Origin of the sequence: Leptospira tipperaryensis, from assembly GCF_001729245.1 — a bacterium.
GTDB classification, from domain to species: domain Bacteria; phylum Spirochaetota; class Leptospiria; order Leptospirales; family Leptospiraceae; genus Leptospira; species Leptospira tipperaryensis.
The window spans coordinates 869,947-892,371 of the sequence record NZ_CP015217.1; the positions used below are offsets into that span (position 1 = coordinate 869,947).

20 protein-coding genes and 2 tRNA genes are annotated in these 22,425 nt (G+C 42.8%); 12 read left to right on the top strand and 10 right to left on the bottom strand.

The genetic code is table 11. The features are described from left to right. Positions 1–6 precede the first annotated feature (6 nt). Positions 7–750, top strand: a complete 744-nt coding sequence (locus tag A0128_RS04145) for a phosphatidate cytidylyltransferase (RefSeq protein WP_069606362.1) — start codon at positions 7–9, stop codon at positions 748–750. Positions 751–758: 8 nt separating this feature from the next. Here A0128_RS04145 and A0128_RS04150 read toward each other — a convergent pair whose 3' ends face one another. The 6 genes from A0128_RS04150 to A0128_RS04175 all read right to left on the bottom strand — a co-directional run bounded on the left by A0128_RS04150 (position 759) and on the right by A0128_RS04175 (position 6,960). After that, positions 759–3,041: an NAD(P)-binding domain-containing protein gene (locus A0128_RS04150; RefSeq protein ID WP_069606363.1), complete on the bottom strand. Its 2,283-nt coding sequence runs from the start codon at positions 3,039–3,041 to the stop codon at positions 759–761. A gap of 518 nt (positions 3,042–3,559) precedes the next feature. Beyond that, positions 3,560–3,632: transfer RNA gene (locus A0128_RS04155), tRNA-Ala, on the bottom strand. A gap of 15 nt (positions 3,633–3,647) precedes the next feature. After that, a tRNA-Ile gene (locus A0128_RS04160) sits at positions 3,648–3,721 on the bottom strand. A 74-nt stretch (positions 3,722–3,795) separates the two neighbouring features. Beyond that, a complete protein-coding gene (locus A0128_RS04165) occupies positions 3,796–5,151 on the bottom strand; it encodes a YncE family protein (protein WP_069606364.1) in 1,356 nt (451 codons plus the stop codon). After that, positions 5,135–6,349: an acyltransferase family protein gene (locus A0128_RS04170; RefSeq protein WP_069606365.1), complete on the bottom strand. Its 1,215-nt coding sequence runs from the start codon at positions 6,347–6,349 to the stop codon at positions 5,135–5,137. Before A0128_RS04170 ends, A0128_RS04165 begins: the two co-directional genes overlap by 17 nt. Beyond that, complete coding sequence (locus A0128_RS04175) at positions 6,346–6,960, bottom strand: Crp/Fnr family transcriptional regulator (protein WP_069606366.1); 615 nt, start codon at positions 6,958–6,960, stop codon at positions 6,346–6,348. Before A0128_RS04175 ends, A0128_RS04170 begins: the two co-directional genes overlap by 4 nt. Positions 6,961–7,262: 302 nt before the next feature. On the opposite strand from A0128_RS04175, the gene A0128_RS04180 reads away from it, so the two are divergent. The 7 genes from A0128_RS04180 (at position 7,263) to A0128_RS04210 (ending at position 14,340) form a co-directional block, all read left to right on the top strand. Further along, the gene (locus A0128_RS04180; RefSeq protein ID WP_069609104.1) at positions 7,263–8,336 is read left to right on the top strand and encodes an SMP-30/gluconolactonase/LRE family protein; all 1,074 of its coding nucleotides are present in this window, start codon (positions 7,263–7,265) and stop codon (positions 8,334–8,336) included. Between the two features lie 39 nt (positions 8,337–8,375). Continuing rightward, entirely contained in the window at positions 8,376–8,675 is a 300-nt protein-coding gene (locus A0128_RS04185) for an ArsR/SmtB family transcription factor (RefSeq protein ID WP_083244051.1), read from the top strand. 69 nt (positions 8,676–8,744) lie between these two features. Next, entirely contained in the window at positions 8,745–9,920 is a 1,176-nt protein-coding gene (locus A0128_RS04190; RefSeq protein WP_069606367.1) for an acyl-CoA dehydrogenase family protein, read from the top strand. Positions 9,921–9,941: 21 nt separating this feature from the next. Beyond that, positions 9,942–10,982: a phosphotransferase family protein gene (locus tag A0128_RS04195; protein WP_069606368.1), complete on the top strand. Its 1,041-nt coding sequence runs from the start codon at positions 9,942–9,944 to the stop codon at positions 10,980–10,982. Next, positions 10,972–11,367, top strand: a complete 396-nt coding sequence (locus tag A0128_RS04200) for a DUF6285 domain-containing protein (RefSeq protein ID WP_069606369.1) — start codon at positions 10,972–10,974, stop codon at positions 11,365–11,367. The genes A0128_RS04195 and A0128_RS04200 overlap by 11 nt, the downstream gene beginning before the upstream one ends. A gap of 10 nt (positions 11,368–11,377) precedes the next feature. Then, complete coding sequence (locus A0128_RS04205; RefSeq protein ID WP_069606370.1) at positions 11,378–12,112, top strand: histidine phosphatase family protein; 735 nt, start codon at positions 11,378–11,380, stop codon at positions 12,110–12,112. 116 nt (positions 12,113–12,228) lie between these two features. Continuing rightward, positions 12,229–14,340, top strand: a complete 2,112-nt coding sequence (locus A0128_RS04210) for a sensor histidine kinase (RefSeq protein WP_069606371.1) — start codon at positions 12,229–12,231, stop codon at positions 14,338–14,340. Positions 14,341–14,344: 4 nt separating this feature from the next. Here the strand turns inward: A0128_RS04210 and A0128_RS04215 are convergent, their stop codons facing one another. After that, the gene (locus tag A0128_RS04215) at positions 14,345–15,019 is read right to left on the bottom strand and encodes a glutathione S-transferase family protein (RefSeq protein ID WP_069606372.1); all 675 of its coding nucleotides are present in this window, start codon (positions 15,017–15,019) and stop codon (positions 14,345–14,347) included. A gap of 193 nt (positions 15,020–15,212) precedes the next feature. On the opposite strand from A0128_RS04215, the gene A0128_RS04220 reads away from it, so the two are divergent. Further along, positions 15,213–15,533: a DMT family transporter gene (locus A0128_RS04220; protein WP_069606373.1), complete on the top strand. Its 321-nt coding sequence runs from the start codon at positions 15,213–15,215 to the stop codon at positions 15,531–15,533. A gap of 311 nt (positions 15,534–15,844) precedes the next feature. On the opposite strand, the gene A0128_RS04225 is transcribed toward A0128_RS04220, so the two are convergent. Further along, positions 15,845–16,435 (bottom strand): PaaI family thioesterase, encoded by a 591-nt coding sequence (locus A0128_RS04225; protein ID WP_069609106.1) that lies wholly within the window; start codon positions 16,433–16,435, stop codon positions 15,845–15,847. 251 nt (positions 16,436–16,686) lie between these two features. Here A0128_RS04225 and A0128_RS04230 point away from each other — a divergent pair, with 251 nt between their 5' ends. Next, positions 16,687–17,721 carry a zinc-binding dehydrogenase gene (locus tag A0128_RS04230; RefSeq protein WP_069609107.1) on the top strand — a complete coding sequence of 345 codons (1,035 nt, stop codon included), beginning with the start codon at positions 16,687–16,689 and terminating at the stop codon, positions 17,719–17,721. Positions 17,722–17,845: 124 nt separating this feature from the next. Here A0128_RS04230 and A0128_RS22425 read toward each other — a convergent pair whose 3' ends face one another. Next, positions 17,846–17,968: a hypothetical protein gene (locus A0128_RS22425; RefSeq protein WP_282433216.1), complete on the bottom strand. Its 123-nt coding sequence runs from the start codon at positions 17,966–17,968 to the stop codon at positions 17,846–17,848. Between the two features lie 143 nt (positions 17,969–18,111). Here A0128_RS22425 and A0128_RS04235 point away from each other — a divergent pair, with 143 nt between their 5' ends. Together A0128_RS04235 and A0128_RS04240 are read left to right on the top strand one after the other, a co-directional pair. Further along, the gene (locus A0128_RS04235; protein ID WP_245667198.1) at positions 18,112–19,746 is read left to right on the top strand and encodes a hypothetical protein; all 1,635 of its coding nucleotides are present in this window, start codon (positions 18,112–18,114) and stop codon (positions 19,744–19,746) included. 277 nt (positions 19,747–20,023) lie between these two features. Further along, on the top strand, positions 20,024–20,626 hold the full coding sequence (locus tag A0128_RS04240) for a hypothetical protein (protein WP_069606374.1): 603 nt from the start codon (positions 20,024–20,026) through the stop codon (positions 20,624–20,626). A gap of 67 nt (positions 20,627–20,693) precedes the next feature. On the opposite strand, the gene A0128_RS04245 is transcribed toward A0128_RS04240, so the two are convergent. Continuing rightward, the gene (locus tag A0128_RS04245; protein ID WP_069606375.1) at positions 20,694–22,139 is read right to left on the bottom strand and encodes a pectin acetylesterase-family hydrolase; all 1,446 of its coding nucleotides are present in this window, start codon (positions 22,137–22,139) and stop codon (positions 20,694–20,696) included. Positions 22,140–22,425 lie beyond the last annotated feature (286 nt).

Here is a 22,425-nt window from a genome sequence, read left to right on the forward strand (position 1 = left end):
ACGCTCTTGGATAAGGAAGTTTTTCCGGTTTTTCTTTTTATACTCGTAGGCTTTTCGTTAGGAGGTCTTTGGTTTTTTATCTCAGGAAGAAAAAAGAATCCTGAAGAAAGAAAAAAAAGAACCGCAAAGTATTGGTCGTACGCCGGAATCGTAGTCGGAGCGACCTTTCTGTCCACGTTAGGCGGGATTTACTGGAGCCTATTTTGTTTTTTGGTTTCAATCGGAGCAATCTACGAACTGAAAAGAACGGTTCGTGATTTTTCCGTAGGATTGCAGATTGCGATAATTCTATTCGGCATTTTGACTCTTGGTCTATTTTGCAAGAGCGGTTTTCTTTTCTCGAATCGAGTCCTGGTTTTGATCTATCTCAGTGTAGCCGTTTTCGACGCGTTTAGTCAATTGACCGGGCAGAGTTTGGGAAAAACCAAAATGGCGCCTCAAATCAGTCCTAACAAAACATGGGAAGGGTTTGCAGGAGGGATCTTATTTACAGCGTTGTTCGGCATTTTCTTCTTCTGGGTGATCGGTAAGAACGTGATCGAATCCTTACCGCTCACGTTTGGAATCGCGATCTTGGGTTTGAGCGGTGACTTGAGTGCGAGTTGGTTGAAGAGAAAAGCAAAGATCAAAGATTATTCTAATCTCCTTCCGGGACACGGAGGAATTTTAGACCGTTTCGATTCTCTGATCTTTACTCTTGCGAGTTTTGTTTTGTTAAGCGAATTGAAAGTCTACTCTATTCGATTCTAAAAACAATCCTACTTCAATTCCCCGAAAGAAAGAACGTTGGTCGGACAGTTTACGACACAGGCCGAACAACGGACGCACTGAACGTTGTCCATCGGGATTCCTTTGTTGGCGTAGCTCATAACATCAATTCCCTGATGACAGACCTTTGTACAGATATTGCAAGAGATACATTTTTTCTTTTCGGAGAAAATTCTAAATCGGCTGAACTTTGCGTAGATATGCATGAGCGCGGACAGAGGACAAAAAAATCTGCACCAGACTCTTCCGCTTAAAAAGAAATACGCTCCCACTCCGACAACGCCGGCTAACATCAAGTCTACGACGACGTCATACACCTTCTTTCCGCTATCTCCTAGACTTCCCAAAACGTGAGTAAAAGGAAACCAAGAAGAAAGAAAAATTTCACTCAGCTTGAGGATTGTAATCACAGTTGCAAAAAGAAGAATCCACTGTCCCGCATTCTCTAATTGATTCGCGAGTTTTCCATGAGGCATCTTGGTTCTTGTCTCGTCGCCTAATGTTTCTGCAAGACCTCCGCAGGAGCAAATCCAACCGCAATAAGCTCCCTTTCCGAAACGATAGACGAGATAAGGGATAACGACAAAGGTTTGTAGAATGCCGTAGACCAACCAGAAGGTTGTAATCCCTGCGTTGTAAAAAATTCCCATATTCAAAGGCCACGCGAGAATAAATCCGTATGCGTTCCAATAAGCTCCGTATGGAAAAACCTGCGTTAGTAGAAATCCGTTAGGATCACCTAACAGACCATTTTGCCCTAAGAAGGGAAGTATGATTTCCGGTAAAAGAAAGAGTGGAAATACTTGGATCAGAATTAAAGTCCAGGTTTGTTTTCGAATATACTTTGTGGGCCTTGCCTTCATTCTTCTCAAACCAAAAGTGAGAATGGTGAGAGAATACAAAAGAGTATAATGAAATCCGGGTTGTTTTCCTAAAAACAAAAAGTCAAAATATTTACCTCCCGCATAAACTGTGATAAAATAAGCGGCCGCGGAAAATATATAAATATTTTTGAATGTATTCCAAAAATCGGAAAACAATTCCTTCCTTTTTTTAAAGAGATGAATTGAAAACGGAAGTCCGAGGCCTAAAAAGGCAAATAGGGATACGAGAGCGATCAGAGAGTAGGTCGCACTTCCGTAAAAAGACGCTTTTCCAAAATAGACTACGTTTGCAAAAAGAATCATTTCAATAAATCCGATCCAATCCCAAAAACGTTTTTGATTCTGAATTCTAAGTCCTATCTTTTTTAAAAATTCTATCGGAGCACTTGAACCGATTTGAATCAAAACGCTCGAGTTTGTAATCGTTCGAGAAGTGTCGGCCTTGTTTTTTGATTCGGTCTTTCGGAGTTTGACTTCTTTTTCTCCGATTTCTTCCACTTCGCTTTCATTTAAGAATTCTATCTTTCCCTCTTGGATCAGCGATTCTAATCTCTCTTTATTCTCAAATTTGGGGCGCACGAGTTCTTTCCCTCGATAAGAAAGTCGAGTTGAGTTCGCATAATCGCTGATTGCGATCGCGGCCTCTATCGCGGAATCTCCTCCGCCGACGACGAGAACGTCTTCTTTTTCAAAGTCTTTTGGGTCGATCAATCGATGATAGACTTTGGGCAATTCTTCTCCAGGCACTTGAAGATTTCTTGCGTCTCCGCTCTTTCCGATCGCAAGGATCACTTCCTTTGTCAGAAAATTTTTTCCATTTTCGCATGATACCGAAAAGCCTAAGTTGTCTTTTCGAATCTGTGTTACCCGAGCTCCGATTTCCAGGGGAAGATTCCATTTTTTGAGCGAAGACTGAAGGTCTTCCAAAAGACTTTCTTTGGTGCCGTTGAGAATTCGAATCTCCGAATTTGTATGCAAATCCTCCGGCTCTGCGAAGATCGGTTTGCCTTTTGGATAACTTTTTACCGTGTGAAAGGAATCATTGGATTCTAATATAATGAATTTATAATTTAATTTAGAGAGTTCGATTCCTGCGGAGATTCCGGCCGGTCCGGCTCCGACGATGAGAACGTCGTAAATAAGATCGTTTGTCTTTTTGGTTTGAGAAGAATTTTCATTCTTTCTTTTGATTTCTTGGACTACTTTGTATCCGCTCTCAACTGCGAATTTGAGAAGAGGAAGTCCCGTTAGATCTCCGATTACTCGAATTCCCGGCAAAGAACTTTCAAAGGAATCCGTGACTTCCGGATAGATTTCTACGGGGCCTTCGGGGGCGTTGTTGTGCAACCAAGAGAAATAACGGGAGAGGAGGGGAATCTTTACCTTCATGAATTTTCCTTTTTACTCGGAGATTGGATTCTATTCTCGATTTGTTTCTGTTTCCGAAAGTCGGAAGTTCGTCCGGTATAAGATTCTACTTGATTCTAAAAAAGTTACAAGGTCTTTTTAAATATAGGATCGCGGAGGAAGGAAGGGAATTTATAAAATTCTAATATACTCTGCAGATTGTATAAGAGTCTGTTCCCAACTTTTCGTTAAGCTAAAGGTCTTTGCATCCGCTAATCTCTTCGGGAACGTCATGGCGATTCAATTTTATCCTTAGACGGACTTTAGTCCGGATCCAGTAAATTTTAAGAAAAAAATTTGTCGGAACAAGGAGGAAAGCTCTGAAAGCAGATCTTGCGGTGATCGGTGAGGGCGAGAGCAAAAGTAGGAACTCATACTTTTTTCGAATTTCAAAAATACATTCAAAAAACAGAATGTATTTCTCTCCGATAAAACAAAGAGAATTCTAAACTAAAAGTAAGAAGGGGGAAAATCACCGAATTTTGAGGGAAAATTCGGTATGGAGCTTGTCGGGATCGAACCGACGACCTTCTGAATGCAAATCAGATGCTCTCCCAGCTGAGCTAAAGCCCCTTATCAAATACCGGATGGGCCTGATGTGATTTGAACACATGACCCCACGCTTATCAAGCGTGTGCTCTAACCAGCTGAGCTACAGGCCCGGTAAGAGACATGTTTTTAATTGAGTTCTCAAAAGCAACAGTTTTTTAAGAAAAAAACGTTCTCGGTTTTTAAACTAAAATCCGTCTCTCCGATAAACTCGGATCTGGTGATCTAAGAAATCCGAAATTACAAGATATCGATTGTCCGGAGAAACGTCGAGGCCCGTCGGCTGATTTCCGGCTTCCCAAAATTCCTTAACCGTATCGGTCGCCGTGTCAATGACGTAGACTCTTCCAAGGACCAGTCCTTTTTTGAGATAACCTTCCGTCGGATTGTTCGGTCCTCGGCAAGAAACGTAGAGATACTTTCCATCGGGAGAAAGTGCAATCGTATTCGGTTTATCGAATACAGGAATCGTCTTTTGAACCTTCTTTTCTTTGAGGTCATAGACTTCGATTTTGCTACAGCACATATCGGAGACGTAGATTTTATTTTCAACAGGACCGGGAACGATATGTCTTTTGTTACCGGGAGGTCCGATCGTATCGATGAGCTTTTCTTTTTCCATGGAATAGATTCCGAGTCTTCCGCCGCTCGATTCTTGATTGCTCGCGGAGAACTGAGCGATATACAATTCCTTTCCGTCTTTAGAAAGAAGAAGTCCTCTCGGAAGTCCGATCTTATCAGTCTTACGAATTTCGGTTTTTGTTTTTCTATCGATTACGGAAATGTCTTCGCTGATCCAATTGGAACAATACACGAGATCTCTCGTAGGATCGTAGAGAAGAATCTTAGACCATTTTCCCGAAAGATCCACCGTCGCTTTATACGCGAGAGTTTTTAAATCGAAGACGTGGACCGCGTTAGCCTGCATCTGGCTCACCCAGAGTTCGTTGTGTTCCGGGATCGAGATCGTTTCCACAAACCCAAGTTTCTTTTTATATTTTTCGGGAGGCGAAAGGCGAACGGTTTCTCCCGTTTTGATATCGAGAACGTCCATCCCTTCGTCCTCTAAAAGAGGAATCGCGAGTCTTGTATTATCGATAAAACGAACGCTCTTGGGTTGTAGACCCGTTTTCAGACGCATCGTAAAACGATGAGTCACACCTTCCTTATCAAGCGCGATCAGCTTCTCGTTCAAGTCCGCCGCGCTCTTCGCATAATATGAAGAATTTTGAAAACCGGGAGAGGACAGTTTTAATTCGATTCCTTTTCCGTCCGAGTAAACGGGAACTTCCATTTCGACGAGTCCGATGCTCTTATCTGTTTCCAAAACCTTAAAGGGAAGAATCTCGTCTCCCGTTTTTACGACGGTTCCTTTGTAAGGATGGATGCTGAATTTTACGAGAGCGCTTCCGCTTTTTTCCCGGTTGGAAGGAGAGGATATCAGCGAAGAATTTCCGCTCTCGCAACAAACGAGAAATAGAAAGATCGGAACCAACAGGAACGCGTTCGGTTTGAAAAACGATTTTTTAAATTTTGAGTTCATTGGACACTCCGGAGTATTTTGAGTCTTTTTTTGGCGGAATTTGATTTCCGAGGATTAAGTTCACCCATCGGAAAGGACGTATTAGAAAATGATAGAATGCTAATGTGATTGAAAGGACTAAAAAAAGATGAAGCAGAAACTTTTCGGCGATTCCAAAGGAACTTTGGACGACGTAAAACCCCGCGAGCAAAGAGACGGGATGATGTACGAGATAAATCGGCAAACTCGCAGTTCTCATATATTCCGTATATTTGTTCTTAAAGTCGAAGAATTTTTGAAAGACTCCGATTAGAAGTCGAATCATGAGCCAACCGGTCGCGCACTTCAAAGCGATATGAAGAATTCTTCTCCAACTTCCCGTATAACCGAAGTAAGACCAAAACGGATCGATTCTACTGATCTCATAAAAACCCCAGAAGCTGAGGAGGGCGAGACTTCCCCAGATCCAAAATTTATCGGACTGAGGTTCTAAGAGAAGAATCTCCTTTGAAACAAGAAGGCTTCCGCAAAGAAAGAATGCATAGTTGTAAACAAAGTTCACGGGTTCGATCGCGTACCAGGAATCGTCCTTCATATAAAAAAGATTGATCGCGCAAGTTCCTACGACGCTGATCAACGTAAAGGTAGAGACCGTTTTTAATTCTTGAATGAATGTCTTTTGATTCGGTTCCTTTTTGAGAAGAGCCGCGAGCGGAAGTGTGATTCTTCTTATGAAAAGATGGAGGATCGTAAAAAGAATCAAGAAGTAAAGAAACCATAGGTGAGAAGGCCGAATGTTTCCATTTAAGAAAATTCTAAAATAGAAATCCAGATAAGAATGATATTCCCCCGCTTGCAAAAGAGAAACGAAGGATTGCATCGGTGCGAAGAGTAAAATTCCGATCACCGTCGGAATGAAGATCCGAAAGATCCGCATCTTCAAAAATTCTTTGAGAGTTTTGGATCGAAAGATTACTTCTGTGAAATACCCGGAAAGAAAAAAGAATAGGGGCATTCTAAAAATGTGGACCCATTCTCCGAATACGTCGAAGATCTCGGATCGTTGTTCGTTTCGAAGCGGATATTTGATTTCGGCCGCGTAGACGATCGCTACGTGAAATACAAGTCCGAGCAAAAGGGCAAAGGAACGAAGATTGTCTAAGTAAAAGAGTCGTTTTCTGTTATTTTCTTTTACTACTAAAGATGGCTTCGAGTTCAAGCATCCACCGTGTATTTAAAAAGGGCTTCTCGGATAATCAAAGTGGAAGGATCTTCTTTTTGCTGTTCCACCATTTTATCTTTTACTAATAGACTGATGGAATGCACCAAGTCCTGGTGTTCCAAACCCACTCTTAATATCGCCCATTTCATAAAGTGATTGAGATGAATTCGATACGAGGTTCCGTCTTGTTCTCCGTGAGTCTGAGAAAAATTGATAAGCGCAGAGGTTACTAAATTCTTCTTGTCCGCTTTCAATAAGGAAGCGATTGTTTTGTTGGTTTCTCTCAATCGTGAAGAAAGAATTTTCACGACCTTCATAGAAAAACCGGGATTGGTTTGTATGAGATTAAAAAAGGCTCCTTCGTTGATCGCGATGAGAGAGACGTCGGTTCTTGCGACCGCTCTCGCGCTCCGAGGAGTTTTGTCGATCAGTGCCATTTCGCCGAACATATCCCCCTCTTTTAATTCTACGAGGAGTTTATAAGCTTCCTTTACTTTTTTGTGAATGCCTACTTTTCCTTTTACAATCAGATACATCACTTCCGCTTCCTGATTCTCTTCAAAGATAATGTCGGATTCCTTATATTCAATGCCCAGTTTATGGACCATGGATTCGGATATTTTCATAGTTCGTAGCTGACCTTATTTATAATGTGAAAAGAATTCTGATCTGAGAATGGTTCAAAATTTTTCGGAGAGGTCTGCACCAGCTTCGAGGGTTAGGGAACCAGAATCAATCAAAATCTATGATCCTTTTTTATCGCAAAAACGACAGGTTCTCATTTTGGATTTTTTTAAAATCGTTATCGAATCATAGGATGAATAGAAACTTATAATTGTGGAAATTCATGTTGACTCTTCGTCCGTCTCGATGTTCCTTTAGGGTCTTTAGAACTCACGCTGGAGGAAGCATGAACCGGACACGGATTCTTGCCGTTTTTTCAATTCTTATTTTATTCGGAATTGGATTCTATATATTCAAACCCTCTCCGATTGATCCTTTGGCTTACTTTCCTCCTCCCGCTCCTGCGATGGAAGGCGCCTTTGCCCCCAATCAATTGTTAGTGGATGCGGAATGGATCGCGCAAGGAAAGTTGCAAGGCCCGGAAGATATGGAAGTGGATGATCATGGAAACATCTACGCGTCCTGCGAAAACGGGAGAATCATACATATTTCTCCGGAAGGGAATATCAAAGCGCACGCTGCTACCGGCGGGCGACCCTTGGGTAGCAAACTTCTCTCGGATGGACGTTTGATCGTCGCCGACGCGGACAAGGGTCTTTTGGAGATTGGTGCGAAGGGGGAGATTAAGGTTTTGAGCACGGAAGCGGACGGCCTCCCGTTTCGATTTACTGACGATCTCGACGTAGCCAAGGACGGTACCGTTTACTTTTCGGACGCTTCGGATAAATACGGAAGTCAGGAATATCTCTATGATTTGATGGAAGCAAGGCCGAACGGAAGACTCTTGAGATACAATCCTTCCACGGGCAAATCCGAGGTTTTGTTAAAAGAATTATATTTTGCTAATGGGATTGCGCTTTCTCAAAACGAAGACTTTGTTTTAGTCAATGAAACGTATCGTTATCGAATTCGACGTTATTGGCTCAAAGGCCCCAAGGCAGGTCAGAATGATTTTTTTATAGAAAATCTTCCCGGATTTCCGGACAATATCTCCGCAGATGGAAACGGAACTTTTTATCTCGCACTCTTTACGGTTCGAAATTCTTTGTTGGATTCTATCTTACATCCGCGCCCCGGGCTCAAATCCTTTATAACAAAACTTCCAAAGTTTCTCTGGCCAAAGGCGCAACCATACGGATTCGTTCTTCTTTTGGACGAGAACGGAATTCCTCTTCGGAGTTTTCAGGAACCGTCCGGAAAACATTTAAAGGCGATTACTTCCGCAAAATATAAAAATGGTTTTCTCTATTTAGGCAGTCTTCATAATGATCGAATCGGAAAATATAAATTGAATCCGTAGTGGAACGTTATGCGGAACGGATTTTATTAAGAAGCAAGAATGAAGAAAAAAAAGAAATTTCCTTTTGAGACCGAGGCGACGTTGCAATTGATGTCCGCGATATCGGATCCGGTAAAACTCAAGATCGCAAAGATTCTTTCTTGTCACAGGGAAGTAAAAGCCGGGGACGTCGCGAAAGAATTTGATATTTCAAGAACTACGATCTCTCACCACTTGAACAAGATGAAACTTTTAAATCTTGTTTCCTCTAGAAAAGAGGGAAAGGAAATCTATTACTCTGTTGATAAAACTCTGATCGTAAACACTCTAAAAGAAGTTGTAAAATTTTTGGAATCCTAAAAGAATTGCGATATGTCGATGAGTGTGAACATATAAATATGTAGGCCGCCGATTTCTAAGGGAGGAAGAATGGATTTTACAATACCAGATGAAGTGGAAGAAGTTAAAAAGAGAATTCGCGATTTCGTAGAAAACTACGCGATTCCCGCAGAGGCTCATTACGATTACGATCACGGAAGAATGCCCGAGAAAGTCACCGAAGAGCTGAGAAAAAAAGTAAAAGAACTCGGGCTCTGGACTCCGCACCTTCCTAAATCCGAAGGTGGTCTCGGTTTGGACATGGTCGGAACCGCGATTATATTCTCCGAACTTGGAAGATCTCCGATCGCACCTTATCTCTGTAACTGCGACGCACCCGACGAAGGGAACATGCATCTTTTGCATATCGCCGCCAATAAAGAACAAAAAGAAAAATATTATTATCCGTTAACTCAGGGAAAAATTCGTTCCGCATTTGCAATGACGGAACCTCCTCCCGGCGCCGGCGCCGATCCTCAAACTCTTTTTACAAACGCGGTCAAAGACGGAAACGAATACGTCATCAACGGTCACAAATGGTATTGCACGGGCGCGAACGGAGCCGCGTTCCTGATCGTGATGTCCAAGGTGGCGGATTCTTTTAGAAGAACCACGATGTTTCTAGTTCCGACGGATGCTCCCGGTTATACGATGGTAAGAGAAATCGGAGTGATGGGTTCTCACGGTCCGGGCGGTCACTGCGAATTAAAATTTGAAAACGTCCGAGTTCCCGAATCTTCAATTCTCGGAAGAGTGGGGGAAGGATTCAAATGGTCTCAAGAACGTCTGGGGCCCGCTCGTCTAACGCACTGTATGCGATGGATCGGGCTCGCAAGACGATCGATGGAGATCGCGAGAGAATACGCGCTCAAGAGACAGGTTTTCGGACAAAGAATCGCGGATCATCAGGGAATTCAATGGATGTTCGCGGAATCCGCGCTCGAAATAGAATCGGGATATATGCTTACTCTCAAGGCGGCTCATACTCTTAGAGCGGGCGAAGACGCGAGACAGATTATTTCCATGGCAAAGTGGAGCGTTTCCGAAACTCTCTGCAAGGTGATCGATCGTGCGATTCAAATCTGCGGATCCCACGGTTACGGAAGAGATATGAAATTGGAATTGTTTTACAGAGACGCAAGAGCAGCGAGGATCGCCGACGGACCGAGCGAGGTCCACAAGATGGTGATCGGAAGAAATTTGGTGAGCGGAAAACACGATTTTTAGAATATTAGAATCTACTAAACTATGAACGATACAGAATTAAAGAATGTTTTGGAAGGATATCTTTCCGGACGACTGAAGGGAAAAACCGAAATCCACGCGATGGTTTCTCTGAGCGGAGGAGCCTGCCAGGAAAACTTTTTAGCGGAGCTTAAAGTTTTGGACGGACCGGAACAAGGATCCTATGAAACCGTATTTCGAACCGACAAAGGAGCCGCCTTGCTGGCTTCTTTGAGTCGTGAGGACGAATTCGGAGTTTGTGATCTCGCTTACAAAGCGGGAGTCAAAACTCCGAGGCCGTTTTGGCTGGAGACTGATCGTTCCGTTACAGGAAGTCCGTTTTATTTTATGCAAAAAATTTCAGGTAAGGCCACCGGAAGATACATCGTAAAAGACGCTTCGCTTAACAAAATTCGCAAACAACTCACTGTCGATCTCGCAGAGAATCTCGCCAAGATCCATTCCGTGAAACCCGAAAGCTGTAAGGACGAGAAGTTAAAAAAGACTCTTTGGATGGGACAGGATCCGAAAGACAAAGTTGTCGCGACCGGCTCGATTCATTCTCTTCGATTGGAATTGGAGAGAATGAAGGAAAGTTATCCCGCGATGGAAATGATTCTCAACTGGTTGGAGAAAAAAGCAAAACCGTCCGAGGACGTCGTATTGATTCACGGAGATTTTAGAACCGGAAACTTTATGGTCACTCCGGACGGCCTACAAGGAATCGTGGATTGGGAGTTCGCTCACTGGGGCGACCGTCACGAAGATCTGACTTGGCTTTGTATGAGAGATTGGAGATTCGGAAAGTTGAATAAGGAAGCGGGCGGATTTGCAGATCGTTCTGAATTCTACGAAGCGTATGAAAAGGCTTCCGGCGTAACTTTGGATTCTGCGATGGTCACTTATTGGGAAGTGATGGGAAATCTACGATGGGCGATCGGTTGTATCGGCCAAGCCGAAAGACATCTTTCCGGTAAGGACAAAGGGATAGAGCTCGCGGCGATCGGAAGAAGAGCGTGTGAAATGGAATACGAAGCGATGAGGATCATAGAAAATGCAAGATAAACCGAGTTCAACGGATCTTCTGGATGCGATTCAGGATTTTCTAATGAAGGAAGTCCTTCCTCAATTCAAAGATAAGGATTTATTATCTTACAAAACATTAGTAAGTTGGAATATGTTGGGAGTGATCTCCCGTGAGATTCGTTCCGGAGAAGAATTGCTCGATAAAGAGCTCTTAAGACTCTCTAAACTTTTAAAAAAGAACGTTTCCTTTCCGGTAACCCTCAACGAAAAAAAGAATCTCGCACATACATGGAACTTCGAACTTCGCGATAAGATCCGAGAAGAAAAATTATCAGTTGAAAATACGGAATACTGGAATCACGTCAAAGAAACCGTGAGAGAAAAGGTGGAAGTCACCAACCCTAGATTCACAACGGAAAGTTAAGTAAGAATTCATGTCCGTCGTTTATCTCGTTCGTCACGGCCAGGCCAATTCTCAAGGATCGGATTACGATCTCCTCACTCCGCACGGAAAAAAACAAGCCTTCGAGCTCGGAAAGTTTATGGCGACCAACGGAGACGTTCCAGATCGGATCATCACGGGAACGATGCGTAGACATTTGGAAACCGGAGAATCTTTTTTAGAAGGTGTTCGGTCCGTCGCGGGAGAACAGGAAAAATTCTCCATAGATTCTTTTATACACAGAGACGCGGGCTGGAACGAATTCGCTCCGGAACTCTGGGGTTCTTATTCTAAGTTGATCGCTTCGAAAAAACCCGAATTCGAAAAAACTCTCGCTCAATTCGGCAAAGTCAGGCTGAAGGGCGGGATTCGATCCGCGGCTTTGTTTTTCAAATTGACTGAAGAAATTCTCAGAGTTTGGAGAGAGGGAAAAGAAACTCCGGATGGAATCGAAACGTATAAACGTTTTGAAGAAAGAGTATTCAATTCTTCTAATGTTTGGTTTTCTCCTTCGGATAAGGAAAGAAATTTTATTTTCACATCGGGAACTCCCATATCTTTAGTGTTAAATCGACTTCTACGCCAAGACGAGGATAGTTTTGCCTGGATGCCTTGGATCTGGAACACGTCCGTAAGCACGTTTCGCTGGGTCAGAGGAAAATATCTTCCCGTTTCCATAAACGGCGTCCCCCATCTGCAAGAAAAAAACAATCGCACTCTATTTTGATCTTATTTTAGGGATAATTTTATTTAGAATCCCGCTTTGAGAGTCTTATCTATGAGAAAATAGGTCGACGGAAAGAACGATTAACGTCTATACTGTTCGTCGTTTGTGAGCGATTGATGACAATACGACAAAGTCATTCTCGACCCTCGATACCCAAGGCCGGAATTTGGATATTTTGGATCAGTACAATCTTAGTATTCGTTTCCTTTTTTGGAAATTATTACTACGAAGAGAGAAACGTAGACAGGCTCATAGACAATATTCATTGGACGATTTCTTATCTTTGTGCAGCGGTCCTTGCATGGATCGGATATATCGCTGCGGAAGGCGGCATCCATCGTTTTCGACTCTGGTTTGCGCTCGGACTTACCGCCAACGCGCTCGGGCAACTTTCCTGGGCGATTCAAGTTTATCTGGACTACTATGTCACTCCCACACCAAGCGATTATCTTTTTCCGTGGGTCGCGCCTTGTTTTGTCATCGGCTACTCTATTATAGTTATTGAATGTAATAAGGAAAGAACCCGCGCTGTAATTCTCGACGCACTCGGTTTGACCACTGCGATTCTAACTCTTTCCTTGGCTTTATATCTTCCTCAGAGAGAAGGAGTTAGCGTTTCACAACTGCTTCCTTTGATCAATCATCCAGTTTCGTTTTTGACCGCGGCCGCGCTCGGAGTTCTTTTGATTCCGCTTCTTCGTCTTCAACCGGATCGTTACTGGTTTATGTTTCTGTTGGGAATGTGGGGAACGGGCTTTAGCTGGTTGATATGGAATACACTTTTTATTTCCGACATTCCCCCGGACGGAACTTTTCTCAACGCGGGTTTTTCCGTTTCCGCGCTCGTCATGGGTTACGGTTCTTTGACTTGGTTTCCAAGGTTCAATGAAAGTCCGATATGGGAAAGACGATACGAATCCGCGCTTCGACTTTTGCCTTTGTTTGAAGTTGTCGCGAGTTCGATCACGATCGTTTTAGCGGGAACTCTTCCCGGTCTTCCGCAAGGTGTAAGAATCGTAGCTTGGACCGGAACTACCATCGTTGTAATTATCGCGAGCGTGAGACAAAGTTTTTTAGTAAGCGAGATGACGGAGACCGAACAAAAGATTCGTTCGATCAACGAGGGTCTGGAAGGAATCGTCACCAGACGTACGGAAGAATTAAGAACCGTAAATCAATATCTCGTTTCCAAAAACGAACAAGTCCTCAATGCAATGGAAGAATTGAGGAGCGCGCAGAAACAACTCATTCGTTCCGAAAAGATGGCCGTGCTCGGACAATTGGTGGCTGGGATCGCTCACGAACTCAATACTCCTCTCGGCGCGATCGTTTCTTCCAATGAAGGAATCCGTTCGGTGTTGTACAATTCTTGGGAAGGATTGTTGAGGGACTATTCCGGTTTTACGGAATCTCAAAAATCAAAATGGGAAATCTTGTTCTCTAAAGGAATTTCTCCGAGAGAATTTTACGATACAAAGGAAGAGAGAAACAAAAGAAAAAAAATCTCCGTTTTGTTAAGCGAACAAGGAATCGCAGAAGGAATGCGTATCGCCGATATTCTTACCGATTTGGGACTCAGTCCCGAGGACGTTGTAGAAGTATTGAAAGGATTGAACAAGAAAGACAATCTTCTTTTGATCGCACAAAACGCACTTTCGCTTTCAAGTCTTGCGAGGGCGAGTTTTACGATTGAGAAGGCGGCGGAAAAAGCCTCTCTTGTAATTCAAGCTCTAAAAGAATACGCATACAAGGATCGTTCCGGAACCGCGATGGGACCGGTGGACATCCGCAAACAATTAGAAACGGTTCTTACTCTTTATTATTCCAAATACAAGACCGAAGTACAAATCGTCAGAGATATGCCGGAGACTTTGATGGCTTGGGGAAACGCGGAAGCCTTGACTCAGGTTTGGACGAACCTCATAGGGAACGCGCTTTACGCGATGAACTACAAAGGAAAGATGAAAATTTCCTGTAGTGCATCTCCGATGAGTTGGGTGATATCGATTTCAGACAGCGGCGTAGGAATCGAAGAGACGATTCGGGATCGTATCTTCGAACCTTTTTTTACCACAAAACCTTCCGGCGCCGGAACCGGACTCGGTTTGGATATTTGTAGAAGAATCATAGACGATCATAACGGCAAAATCTCCTTTGAAACTTCGGAGAAGGGGACCACTTTTTTTGTGGTCCTTCCTATCCGGAATCCGAACTCGGAATCCATATAAGATTCTATTTTCCTAATATAGCTTGTCCTTTCTTTTTGAGTTCTTCCGCGTCTTTTTTGTGATCTACTTTGTTCGGGATGTCCTGTCCTTTTATAAAAGCCGGGCGTTTCGCCAATTCTTCATCCCAACGTTTTAAATTCGGAAATTCGTCCAAAGAGATTTCAACCCAATCGTGAACGTTCACCCAGGGCCAGGTCGCGATATCCGCGATGGAAATTTCTTTACCGCCGAGATATTTAGCTTCTCCTAATCTACGATTGAGAACTGAATAAAGACGTTTGGTTTCGTTTTGATATCTTGCGATCGCAAAAGGAATTTTTTCGGGAGCGTATTTTAAGAATACTCCGGCTTGCCCTTGCATCGGACCGACTCCTCCCATCTGAAACATCAACCACTGAATGACGACGCTTCTTTCTTTTGGATCCTTTGGTAAAAGTTTTCCCGTTTTTTCAGCGAGGTAAATAAGAATCGCACCGGATTCAAAAACCGTAAAGTCGCCGTTGTCCTTGTCGATGATCGCCGGAATTCTTCCGTTAGGATTGATTTTTAAAAACCATTCTTCTTTTTGTTCCAATTTTCCGATGTCGATCGGATAAACTGTATAAGGAATTCCTAATTCTTCTAACATGATGGAAGCCTTTCTTCCGTTTGGCGTCGAGGCCGTGTATAATTCTATCAATGACATTCTCCTTTTGTCTTTTGGAAATCCGCTTGGATTATTTTTCTTAGACTGAATGGATTGTAAATGTATTCGGAAAAGTTACAATTAATAAAACGACTTGGACTTTTTTTTCAACCTTGTTTTGATTTAGACGATCGGCCCGGCGTAAACAATAGCTTGTCACGGAACCGACCCTTTAAAGATTGGAGCTATGGCTTGGATCTATCTCATCATCGCATCCGTTTTTGAAATCGGTTTTACTACTTGTCTAAAACTCTCCGAGAATTTTTCAAAACCGGTTTGGACCGTTGGTTTTGGAATTTCGGCCGTTTTGAGTCTTGTATTTTTAAACAAAGCAATCCAGACGATTCCAATCGGAACGGGATATGCGGTTTGGACCGGTCTGGGTGCGGTGGGAACCGTTCTTGTCGGAATCCTTCTTCACGGAGAACTCTTGGATTTTTGGAGAGGATTCTTTCTTTCCACATTGATTCTTTCCGTTTTAGGTTTGAAATTTCTCGTCGCTGAATAAAGGTTTTGCGCGAAGCATTTTTACTACAAAGAGATTTGTCTAAAGAATTATAAAAATAGAATATTCTTTTGATGGAATGTATTTGAGCGGCCTAATCTAAGAATTCAATTCGATCCTATAGAAGTCCTTTCTTTCTCCTTCCGTTTTTTGGGTCGCGAAGGACGTCACACGATTCAAACAGATCGAGGCCGCCGCAACTAAGAGTCAAAAACATCTTCGTAATATCAGCGACGGTTTGGTTCCGGACTGTTCGTAGGATTGATTCAACTGAACTGAATACATTCCCAAAGAATAGGATGAAACCGATTCTTCTAAGATTGTTTTAATTCCGCGTTTGCCTTTTGACGTTTGAGACGTTTCCGGATTTCTTTTCCTCGTTTCTGATTCACTTCCAAAACTTGGAGAAGGACGTCGATCGGAAAAACCGTTCCTTGGAACATTCTTCTCATCGTTCTTTCCGACATGTCATACCAACGAGCTTTTGAAGAGACCAGAAGTTCGCCCGTTTTGGAAAGATGAATGCTCGCTTTTGTGTAGAGCCTTCTTCTTCTTACCATCGTCACCCAACAACGAACCTCCACTTCTTCCTGAAGAGGAACCGCTTTGTAATAACGCATATACAATTGATCGGTCATAACGAAGTGGCCTAGATGAAAACAAAGAACTCCTTGCGCTTCGTCGAGAAGAGTGGCGAGGACTCCGCCGTGAGCATAACCGGGAGCGCCTTCGAATGATTTTTCTATTTTAAAAGGAAAACGAACTTCACCACTTTCTTCGTGAAAGGGAAAACTTGCGTGGATGCCCTTTGGGTTATCGGGGCCACAGCCAAAACAATTTTTATGATGCCAGTCTTGACCGTTCTGACTCGCTTTGATCTCCCGGTAGATTGTCTCAGGTTCCATTATTTTCCTCCGGAAGGAATTTGGATTCTTACAAACGTTTCGATTTAACAAAGGAAACGATTCTTCTTCCATGAAAAAATCGGAGGATATGGATTCAAGTGCGAAAAGCTTAAAAATTTTTGAGAAGATGTGGCGAGCTTATTTTCGATTGAAAGAAGTTTGTGTCAGAATTTTGATTCTTTTTCAATTCACCTTGACTGAGGACTTTGGGATCTTATTCTACGTTGCGTTTCATCAAGGGAGAATTTTTCATGAAAGCCGCAATCTTAGAATCCGGAAAAAGAAGTTTAGAAATCCGCGACATAGCCGTGCCGAATGTGGGCCCGGGTCAAGTAAAAGTAAAAATCAAGGCCTGCGGAATCTGCGGTTCGGACGTACATCTTGTAGTTCATGGAACGCTCAAGTGTAAACATTTTCCAAGAGTCCCCGGTCACGAATCTTCCGGAGTGATCGAAGAAGTAGGGGAGAATGTAAGTCGTTTTAAAAAAGGAGACCGAGTTGTGATCGCTGCGGGAACTTCTTGCGGAGTTTGTTCTTATTGTAAAGCGGGTCACGAAAATCTTTGTAAAGAACTCGGAGTTTTCGGTTTTGATCGGGATGGAAGTTTTGCGGAATACAACGTCGTGGAAGAACGTTATCTCTACGCACTTCCGGACGCGATTCCTTTTGATCAAGGGGCGATTCTTGCCGACGCGGTTTCCACTCCGTATCACGCGATTCGATATCGGGGGAATATCGTGGACGGAGACACGGTTGCGATCTTCGGTTGCGGCGGTTTGGGAATTCACGCCGTTGCGGTTGCAAGAGCGCTTACTACCGGAAAGGTGATCGCGCTCGATGTGGATAAAGGGCCGCTTGAGAACGCGGTAAAATATGGAGCCGACGAAGTCATCAATCTCAAAGAGGTCAGAAATCCCGGAAAGGCTTTGAAAGAAGTAAGCAAAGGGGTCGATCTTCTCGCTGACTTTTCGGGTTATATGTCCAACATCGAAGAGTCCCTAAGGGCTATGAATCCAGGCGGAAGAATCGTTCTTGTCGGAATCGGAAGACAACCCTTGAAATTTCAGATTCCTTTTATACTCATCGAAAAGATGATCTCGGTTTCGGGATCCTATGGTTCGGATAGAAGGGCGATTCCGGAGCTGATCGATCTCTATCTAAAAGGAAAGATCAACCTTACCCATTCCATCACTTCCCATCATTCATTAGAAGATTTGAATGAATGTTTGGAAGCCTTGGACGAAAGAAAAGGAAATCCGATTCGGTTTATCATTCAACCGAGTTGAAAGTTTTTTGGATTTCGCGTAATCGAATTCGTATTAAAAAAGATGAGAATTGTTCCGGCTCGGATCCATTCTTGAAATTAGAAAATAGAATTTCAAAAATGGATCGCGTTTCGTTTAAAAAGCGTTAGGCGGCGACCTTTCCGATTTCGATCGCTTCCTGAACCGGAATGAGCTTTCCGGTTTTTACGTCGTAAACAGATGAAAACACTTCGGATTCCCAGATTATAGTTCTTACTAATCCAGACATCGTTTCAATCTTCTGAATTCTAAGTTTAATATAGCAGATTATTGATCTACTATAACAAAATTAAGTTAATTAAAAAGGAGAGGCAGGTAAGAATTTTACGATATTCCTATTGGTTTTGGGAACCGGAACGCTTTCTGAACTCGATGTCTTCTGGAAAAGTAGGAACTCCTTCTTTTCTTGGGAACAAGGTGGAATTCTTAATTGTAGCGATCGTTATAAAAATCTTGCATTTTAAAAATCAGGATTTAGGTTGGGGAGAATTCCTCTGCAATATATATCGTTTGTTATTTAAAGGTGATCCTGTGAAAACTCAGATTCGTAAACTCATACTTCCCGCTTCGGTTCTTTTTTCGATTCTTCTCGTATTACCCGTATTAGGCGCTTTCTCTCTTAAGGATATTCCGCATTCGATCGGGCCGGACGGAAGGGAACTTTCCAAACAGTTTCTTGGGTTTTTGAGGGGAGTCGCCAAAAAGGTTCAATACGACGGAAGAGCATTAGAATTTCATAATTATATAGAGGCTTCCTTAGAGAAGTTTGAATTAAAAAAACTCTACAACTCTGAGTTTCTTCAGAAAGACGAGGACGGAACTCACTGGGTAAGTTATAAGGGAAAGTTCTCACCGGAAGGTTATAAGATCAGTCTTGAAGACAAGAGGATGAAGACGATCGCAGTTTCTTCTTTTGGAGATTTCAGCGCGGAATTCGATTTGAGACACAATCCGAAACCACTCTACAGCGGAACTTCCTATTCTGGAAATTTAGATCTTACGACTCATCTCGGGCCCTTCACTCACAAACACGCCGTGATGGCGATGGAATCCTCTCTCAAATTTTTGGATCCTCAGAATATAAAACAAATCGACGCACCGACTACCCTAATATTCAAAAAAGTGAATCATCCGGAAGCTAGAAAAGTGTTAAACGACTTATCTAAGTCCTTTCCGGATCTTGCAAAATTCTTAAACTACTATTTCGGTTTAGAATCTCTTTTGGTTTTGAGCGAGGAGAAGGCGAGTAACGGAGAAGGTTTTGTTACAAAGTTCAATTTTAAAGGTTCCATTTCCAGAAATCTTTCGGACGACTACGAAGAGTTAGGCGATTACCTGGATTCTATTAAATATCTTGGATGGGTCAATATCAAATTGGAGAATCCAAAAGGTAAAACCCTGGCTGAAATTCGACTTAACTCCAAAACTCCGGATATCTCCTTTAAATTTATCACCAAACACGGAAAAATTCTTCCTTACGATTCCAAAGGAAATCAATTTCCGGAAGATTCCTTTTCAATCGTTTCTCTCAATCATTTTCCATTTCAAGTTCGGGTTTCTCTCGAAGCAAATCTCTACGGACTTTTGTTGGAGAATCCGGAGATTTTTCTTTCCGGTCTTTTTGTAAATCATCCCGATAACGCTTCCCTTTCCTTTAAGATCACAAAGATCGAAAAGTTCGACGTCTCCGGCGGTTTTTCCTACGTCATTCCTACTTGGGCGATCAATTTGGTCATTCCCGGTAATTTAGAATCGATCATTCACGAGTTTACCGAAACCCTCGTCCACGCAAACGGCGATAAGGGAACCAAAGTTGCCCTTTCTTGGAACCGAGATTCTGGAAAAACTCTGATGAAAACTCATATAGAATCGGAATTTTTGGATAATTTTTTTATTCGTTTCGGCCTCAAGATCTGGAATCACAAGGTTCTTCCCTCCGAGGAAGCAAGAGACGATATTAGAAAAGTTTTTATCCGTATGGTGGATTTAATTATCAAAGATATTTAATATTCTTTTCGATAAAACGTATGTTTACGATGCGGCAGGGATCGATGCGTAGTCAAGTTATTGAATGTTCGACGAGCGCCTGTTTACTAAGAGATACACAATAACTTGACTCGAGCGGAGAGCCCGTCCGCCGCCCAAATTCATATTCCAAATTTCTAAAGCCGGTTTAAAAAGTTCCATTTTTTGCGGAGTTTTTACTTTTTTTCTTCAACGTTTTGACCGTGTTGCACCCGAAAGCGCATATCAGACATTAAACCCCCTTTTAAGGAACAATAGAATGATGGAAATAAATAAAGTATCGAGCTCGAATAGATCTAAAGGAGAATCCCCTTCTTCGTCCGGATTTTTTAGATTTTCTAAAAGTATAATATTAGGTATTTTGATTTTATCGATTGCGGTTTCTTGTAAACCGAAACAATCCGAAGAGGAAAAGTCCGATGCTCTCTTTCTGAATTTAATTATGGCGAGTGTTCTTTTGAATCCGTGTAATACCGGAGTTCGTTTTAGCACGAATCCGACGAATATCACGGTTGCAGCCGGTCAGAGTCTAACCGTTTGCGGCGATCAAAACGCAACTCCGACTCTTACTTTCGCACAAGCAGGTTCTTATAAACTGACTGCAATCAGTGGAACTCAAACGCATAGCTCGAGTAAGTGTAATTCGATTTATTCCGATTTTTCGATTACAGTGAAAGATCCGAATAACACTTTGATTCTAACCAGTTCTACGACGGCTGTAACTTTGGATATCACTGCGGCGGCTAACAGTCAATATACGCTCACGGTCAATGGAATGTCCACTTCTTCCCCTTATACTTGTCAAGGTTTGAGAGCCTCCCTTTCGACCAGCCCGGCGCTTTTGACGATCACTCGCCTTTGAAATTCCGATTTTAAATTCGGAAGAATGAATCCGCGCCGATCTTTTTGAGACCGCGCGGATTTTTATTTTAGAGACCTGTGATCGTTCCGCAAGTCGTGAGTAAATCTTTTGCGTTCCCATAGGACTGATCGGAAGTCGCTACGCCCAGGGCCAGATTGATTTTGCTCTTGTTAAAATTCGAGTTCACACAACTTCCACCGCTATTGGAACACTTCGCGTTTCCGGGTTTGGTTCCGGATGCGAGCGTCGTCAACCAGGTTACGAAGTTGGTTCCTCCGGCATTGACTCCGTACATATCTTCCGAGGTCGTGATCGTATGAACGTCTCCCGGCGCGATGTAGTAGGAATAATTCGTCGCTCCTCCGGAGATTCCATTCATAGAAGTTACGGCTTGTTGCGACCATCCGCAAGTAGCTCCGTCCGTTGACGCAGGAGTTCCGTCGGGAACGGTGCTTCCATCGGTATCTCCGAATAACGCGGAGTAGGTTTTGGACGAGTCATAAGGATCGGTCGCCTTCGCGTCCGAATACGTAGGAGCGGCGTTGATGATGTTCATAACTTTGTAGAAGAATCTTTGATTCCCGTCAAAGAGAGCCGCATACTGTCCCGTCTTGTCTGTGGAGTAAAACGTCGAAACCTTTGTGAAAAAATCCTGTATGGATGCTCCACCACCAGTTAGATAGTTGCCTGCAATTCCAGTCACCCAGGTAGGAAGATTCGGATCCGCTCCCCATTGTGTACTTAAATTTGTAAAGAATCCAGCAGGAACGATTCCGTTAGATGCATCGGAAAGCATATTCACTTTTACGGATGCATTGAGTCCTCGAACCGTTTCTCTTACGATTGGATAATTCAACAGAGCTCCGTATCCTCCCGCGCTCTGTCCGGTAACAAATACGTTTTCCACTCCTGAATATTCCGTCTGAATGAATTTTAACGTAGCGAGGACGTTGTCATATCCGCGGTGTTTGATTACGGCCGCGGCTCCGGTATTTGGATTTGTATAAGTCATATCCTTAGAACCGATATGTAAATCTCCGGAACAATAGGGAATGAATACTACGTCGTAATCTTTGAAAGGATTGGATGGATTTCCCGCGTTCATCACACCTTGGAAAGCGATTTTGACAAACTGATCCGGCACCACATTGAGTGCGTTAAAGTAAGTCGTAGTGTTGGTCCCGAAACAGTTGTATCCGCTCCAACAAGCTCCTCCTCCCATAAAATTGATCAGAAGTTTTTTATTGGAGGTGGCTACTTTTTTTCTATATAAGGAGAATGTTGTATTCCCTTCGATTCCTGTACAGGAAGGATTGAATGCCCGATTTGTATAACCCGCACCGGCGACACTTATCGTCCCGGAAGTAGGAGTGATCTTTTCGTAAGGTGTGTATAGAAAATTCGCTACGACCAATCCTAATATTTTTTCATCTTCATTCTCGTCGTTTTTCTTGCATGCACCGGAAGTGAAAACAAGACAAAATGCCATGGCCCATAGAATCTTTTTATTCATCTCTTGAACTCCTCATCTATCACTCGTTTTTATATTTTTGAACTGGCCAATTATAAAGCGTGCTGGAATGAAAGTCAACCGATACCGCAAAAAACGAAAGAAGAGATCGTAAGTTCTTTCTTTGTAGTTTATGGAAACGGATCTTTTTGAATTCGAAATCAGTTTAGATGCGAGGATTTTTTATCTCAAAGAGAAGAAGCTCCGGATTTGATTCCTTCTTAAAATGATAAAAACGGTGAATTTGTTTTATAAATAAAAACTCGAAGTAGAATGAATTCCCGGCTTG

What these genes read in the sequence shown, in the direction of transcription:
- A0128_RS04220 (WP_069606373.1), top strand. Translation starts at nt 15,213, where the DNA reads ATGGCTTGGATCTATCTCATCATCGCATCCGTTTTTGAAATCGGTTTT.
- A0128_RS04235 (WP_245667198.1), top strand. Translation starts at nt 18,112, where the DNA reads ATGTCTTCTGGAAAAGTAGGAACTCCTTCTTTTCTTGGGAACAAGGTG.
- A0128_RS04230 (WP_069609107.1), top strand. Translation starts at nt 16,687, where the DNA reads ATGAAAGCCGCAATCTTAGAATCCGGAAAAAGAAGTTTAGAAATCCGC.
- A0128_RS04195 (WP_069606368.1), top strand. Translation starts at nt 9,942, where the DNA reads ATGAACGATACAGAATTAAAGAATGTTTTGGAAGGATATCTTTCCGGA.
- A0128_RS04190 (WP_069606367.1), top strand. Translation starts at nt 8,745, where the DNA reads ATGGATTTTACAATACCAGATGAAGTGGAAGAAGTTAAAAAGAGAATT.
- A0128_RS04210 (WP_069606371.1), top strand. Translation starts at nt 12,229, where the DNA reads ATGACAATACGACAAAGTCATTCTCGACCCTCGATACCCAAGGCCGGA.
- A0128_RS04240 (WP_069606374.1), top strand. Translation starts at nt 20,024, where the DNA reads ATGATGGAAATAAATAAAGTATCGAGCTCGAATAGATCTAAAGGAGAA.
- A0128_RS04180 (WP_069609104.1), top strand. Translation starts at nt 7,263, where the DNA reads ATGAACCGGACACGGATTCTTGCCGTTTTTTCAATTCTTATTTTATTC.
- A0128_RS22425 (WP_282433216.1), bottom strand. Translation starts at nt 17,968, where the DNA reads ATGTCTGGATTAGTAAGAACTATAATCTGGGAATCCGAAGTGTTTTCA.
- A0128_RS04150 (WP_069606363.1), bottom strand. Translation starts at nt 3,041, where the DNA reads ATGAAGGTAAAGATTCCCCTCCTCTCCCGTTATTTCTCTTGGTTGCAC.
- A0128_RS04205 (WP_069606370.1), top strand. Translation starts at nt 11,378, where the DNA reads ATGTCCGTCGTTTATCTCGTTCGTCACGGCCAGGCCAATTCTCAAGGA.
- A0128_RS04200 (WP_069606369.1), top strand. Translation starts at nt 10,972, where the DNA reads ATGCAAGATAAACCGAGTTCAACGGATCTTCTGGATGCGATTCAGGAT.
- A0128_RS04225 (WP_069609106.1), bottom strand. Translation starts at nt 16,435, where the DNA reads ATGGAACCTGAGACAATCTACCGGGAGATCAAAGCGAGTCAGAACGGT.
- A0128_RS04175 (WP_069606366.1), bottom strand. Translation starts at nt 6,960, where the DNA reads ATGGTCCATAAACTGGGCATTGAATATAAGGAATCCGACATTATCTTT.
- A0128_RS04165 (WP_069606364.1), bottom strand. Translation starts at nt 5,151, where the DNA reads ATGAACTCAAAATTTAAAAAATCGTTTTTCAAACCGAACGCGTTCCTG.
- A0128_RS04245 (WP_069606375.1), bottom strand. Translation starts at nt 22,139, where the DNA reads ATGAATAAAAAGATTCTATGGGCCATGGCATTTTGTCTTGTTTTCACT.
- A0128_RS04185 (WP_083244051.1), top strand. Translation starts at nt 8,376, where the DNA reads ATGAAGAAAAAAAAGAAATTTCCTTTTGAGACCGAGGCGACGTTGCAA.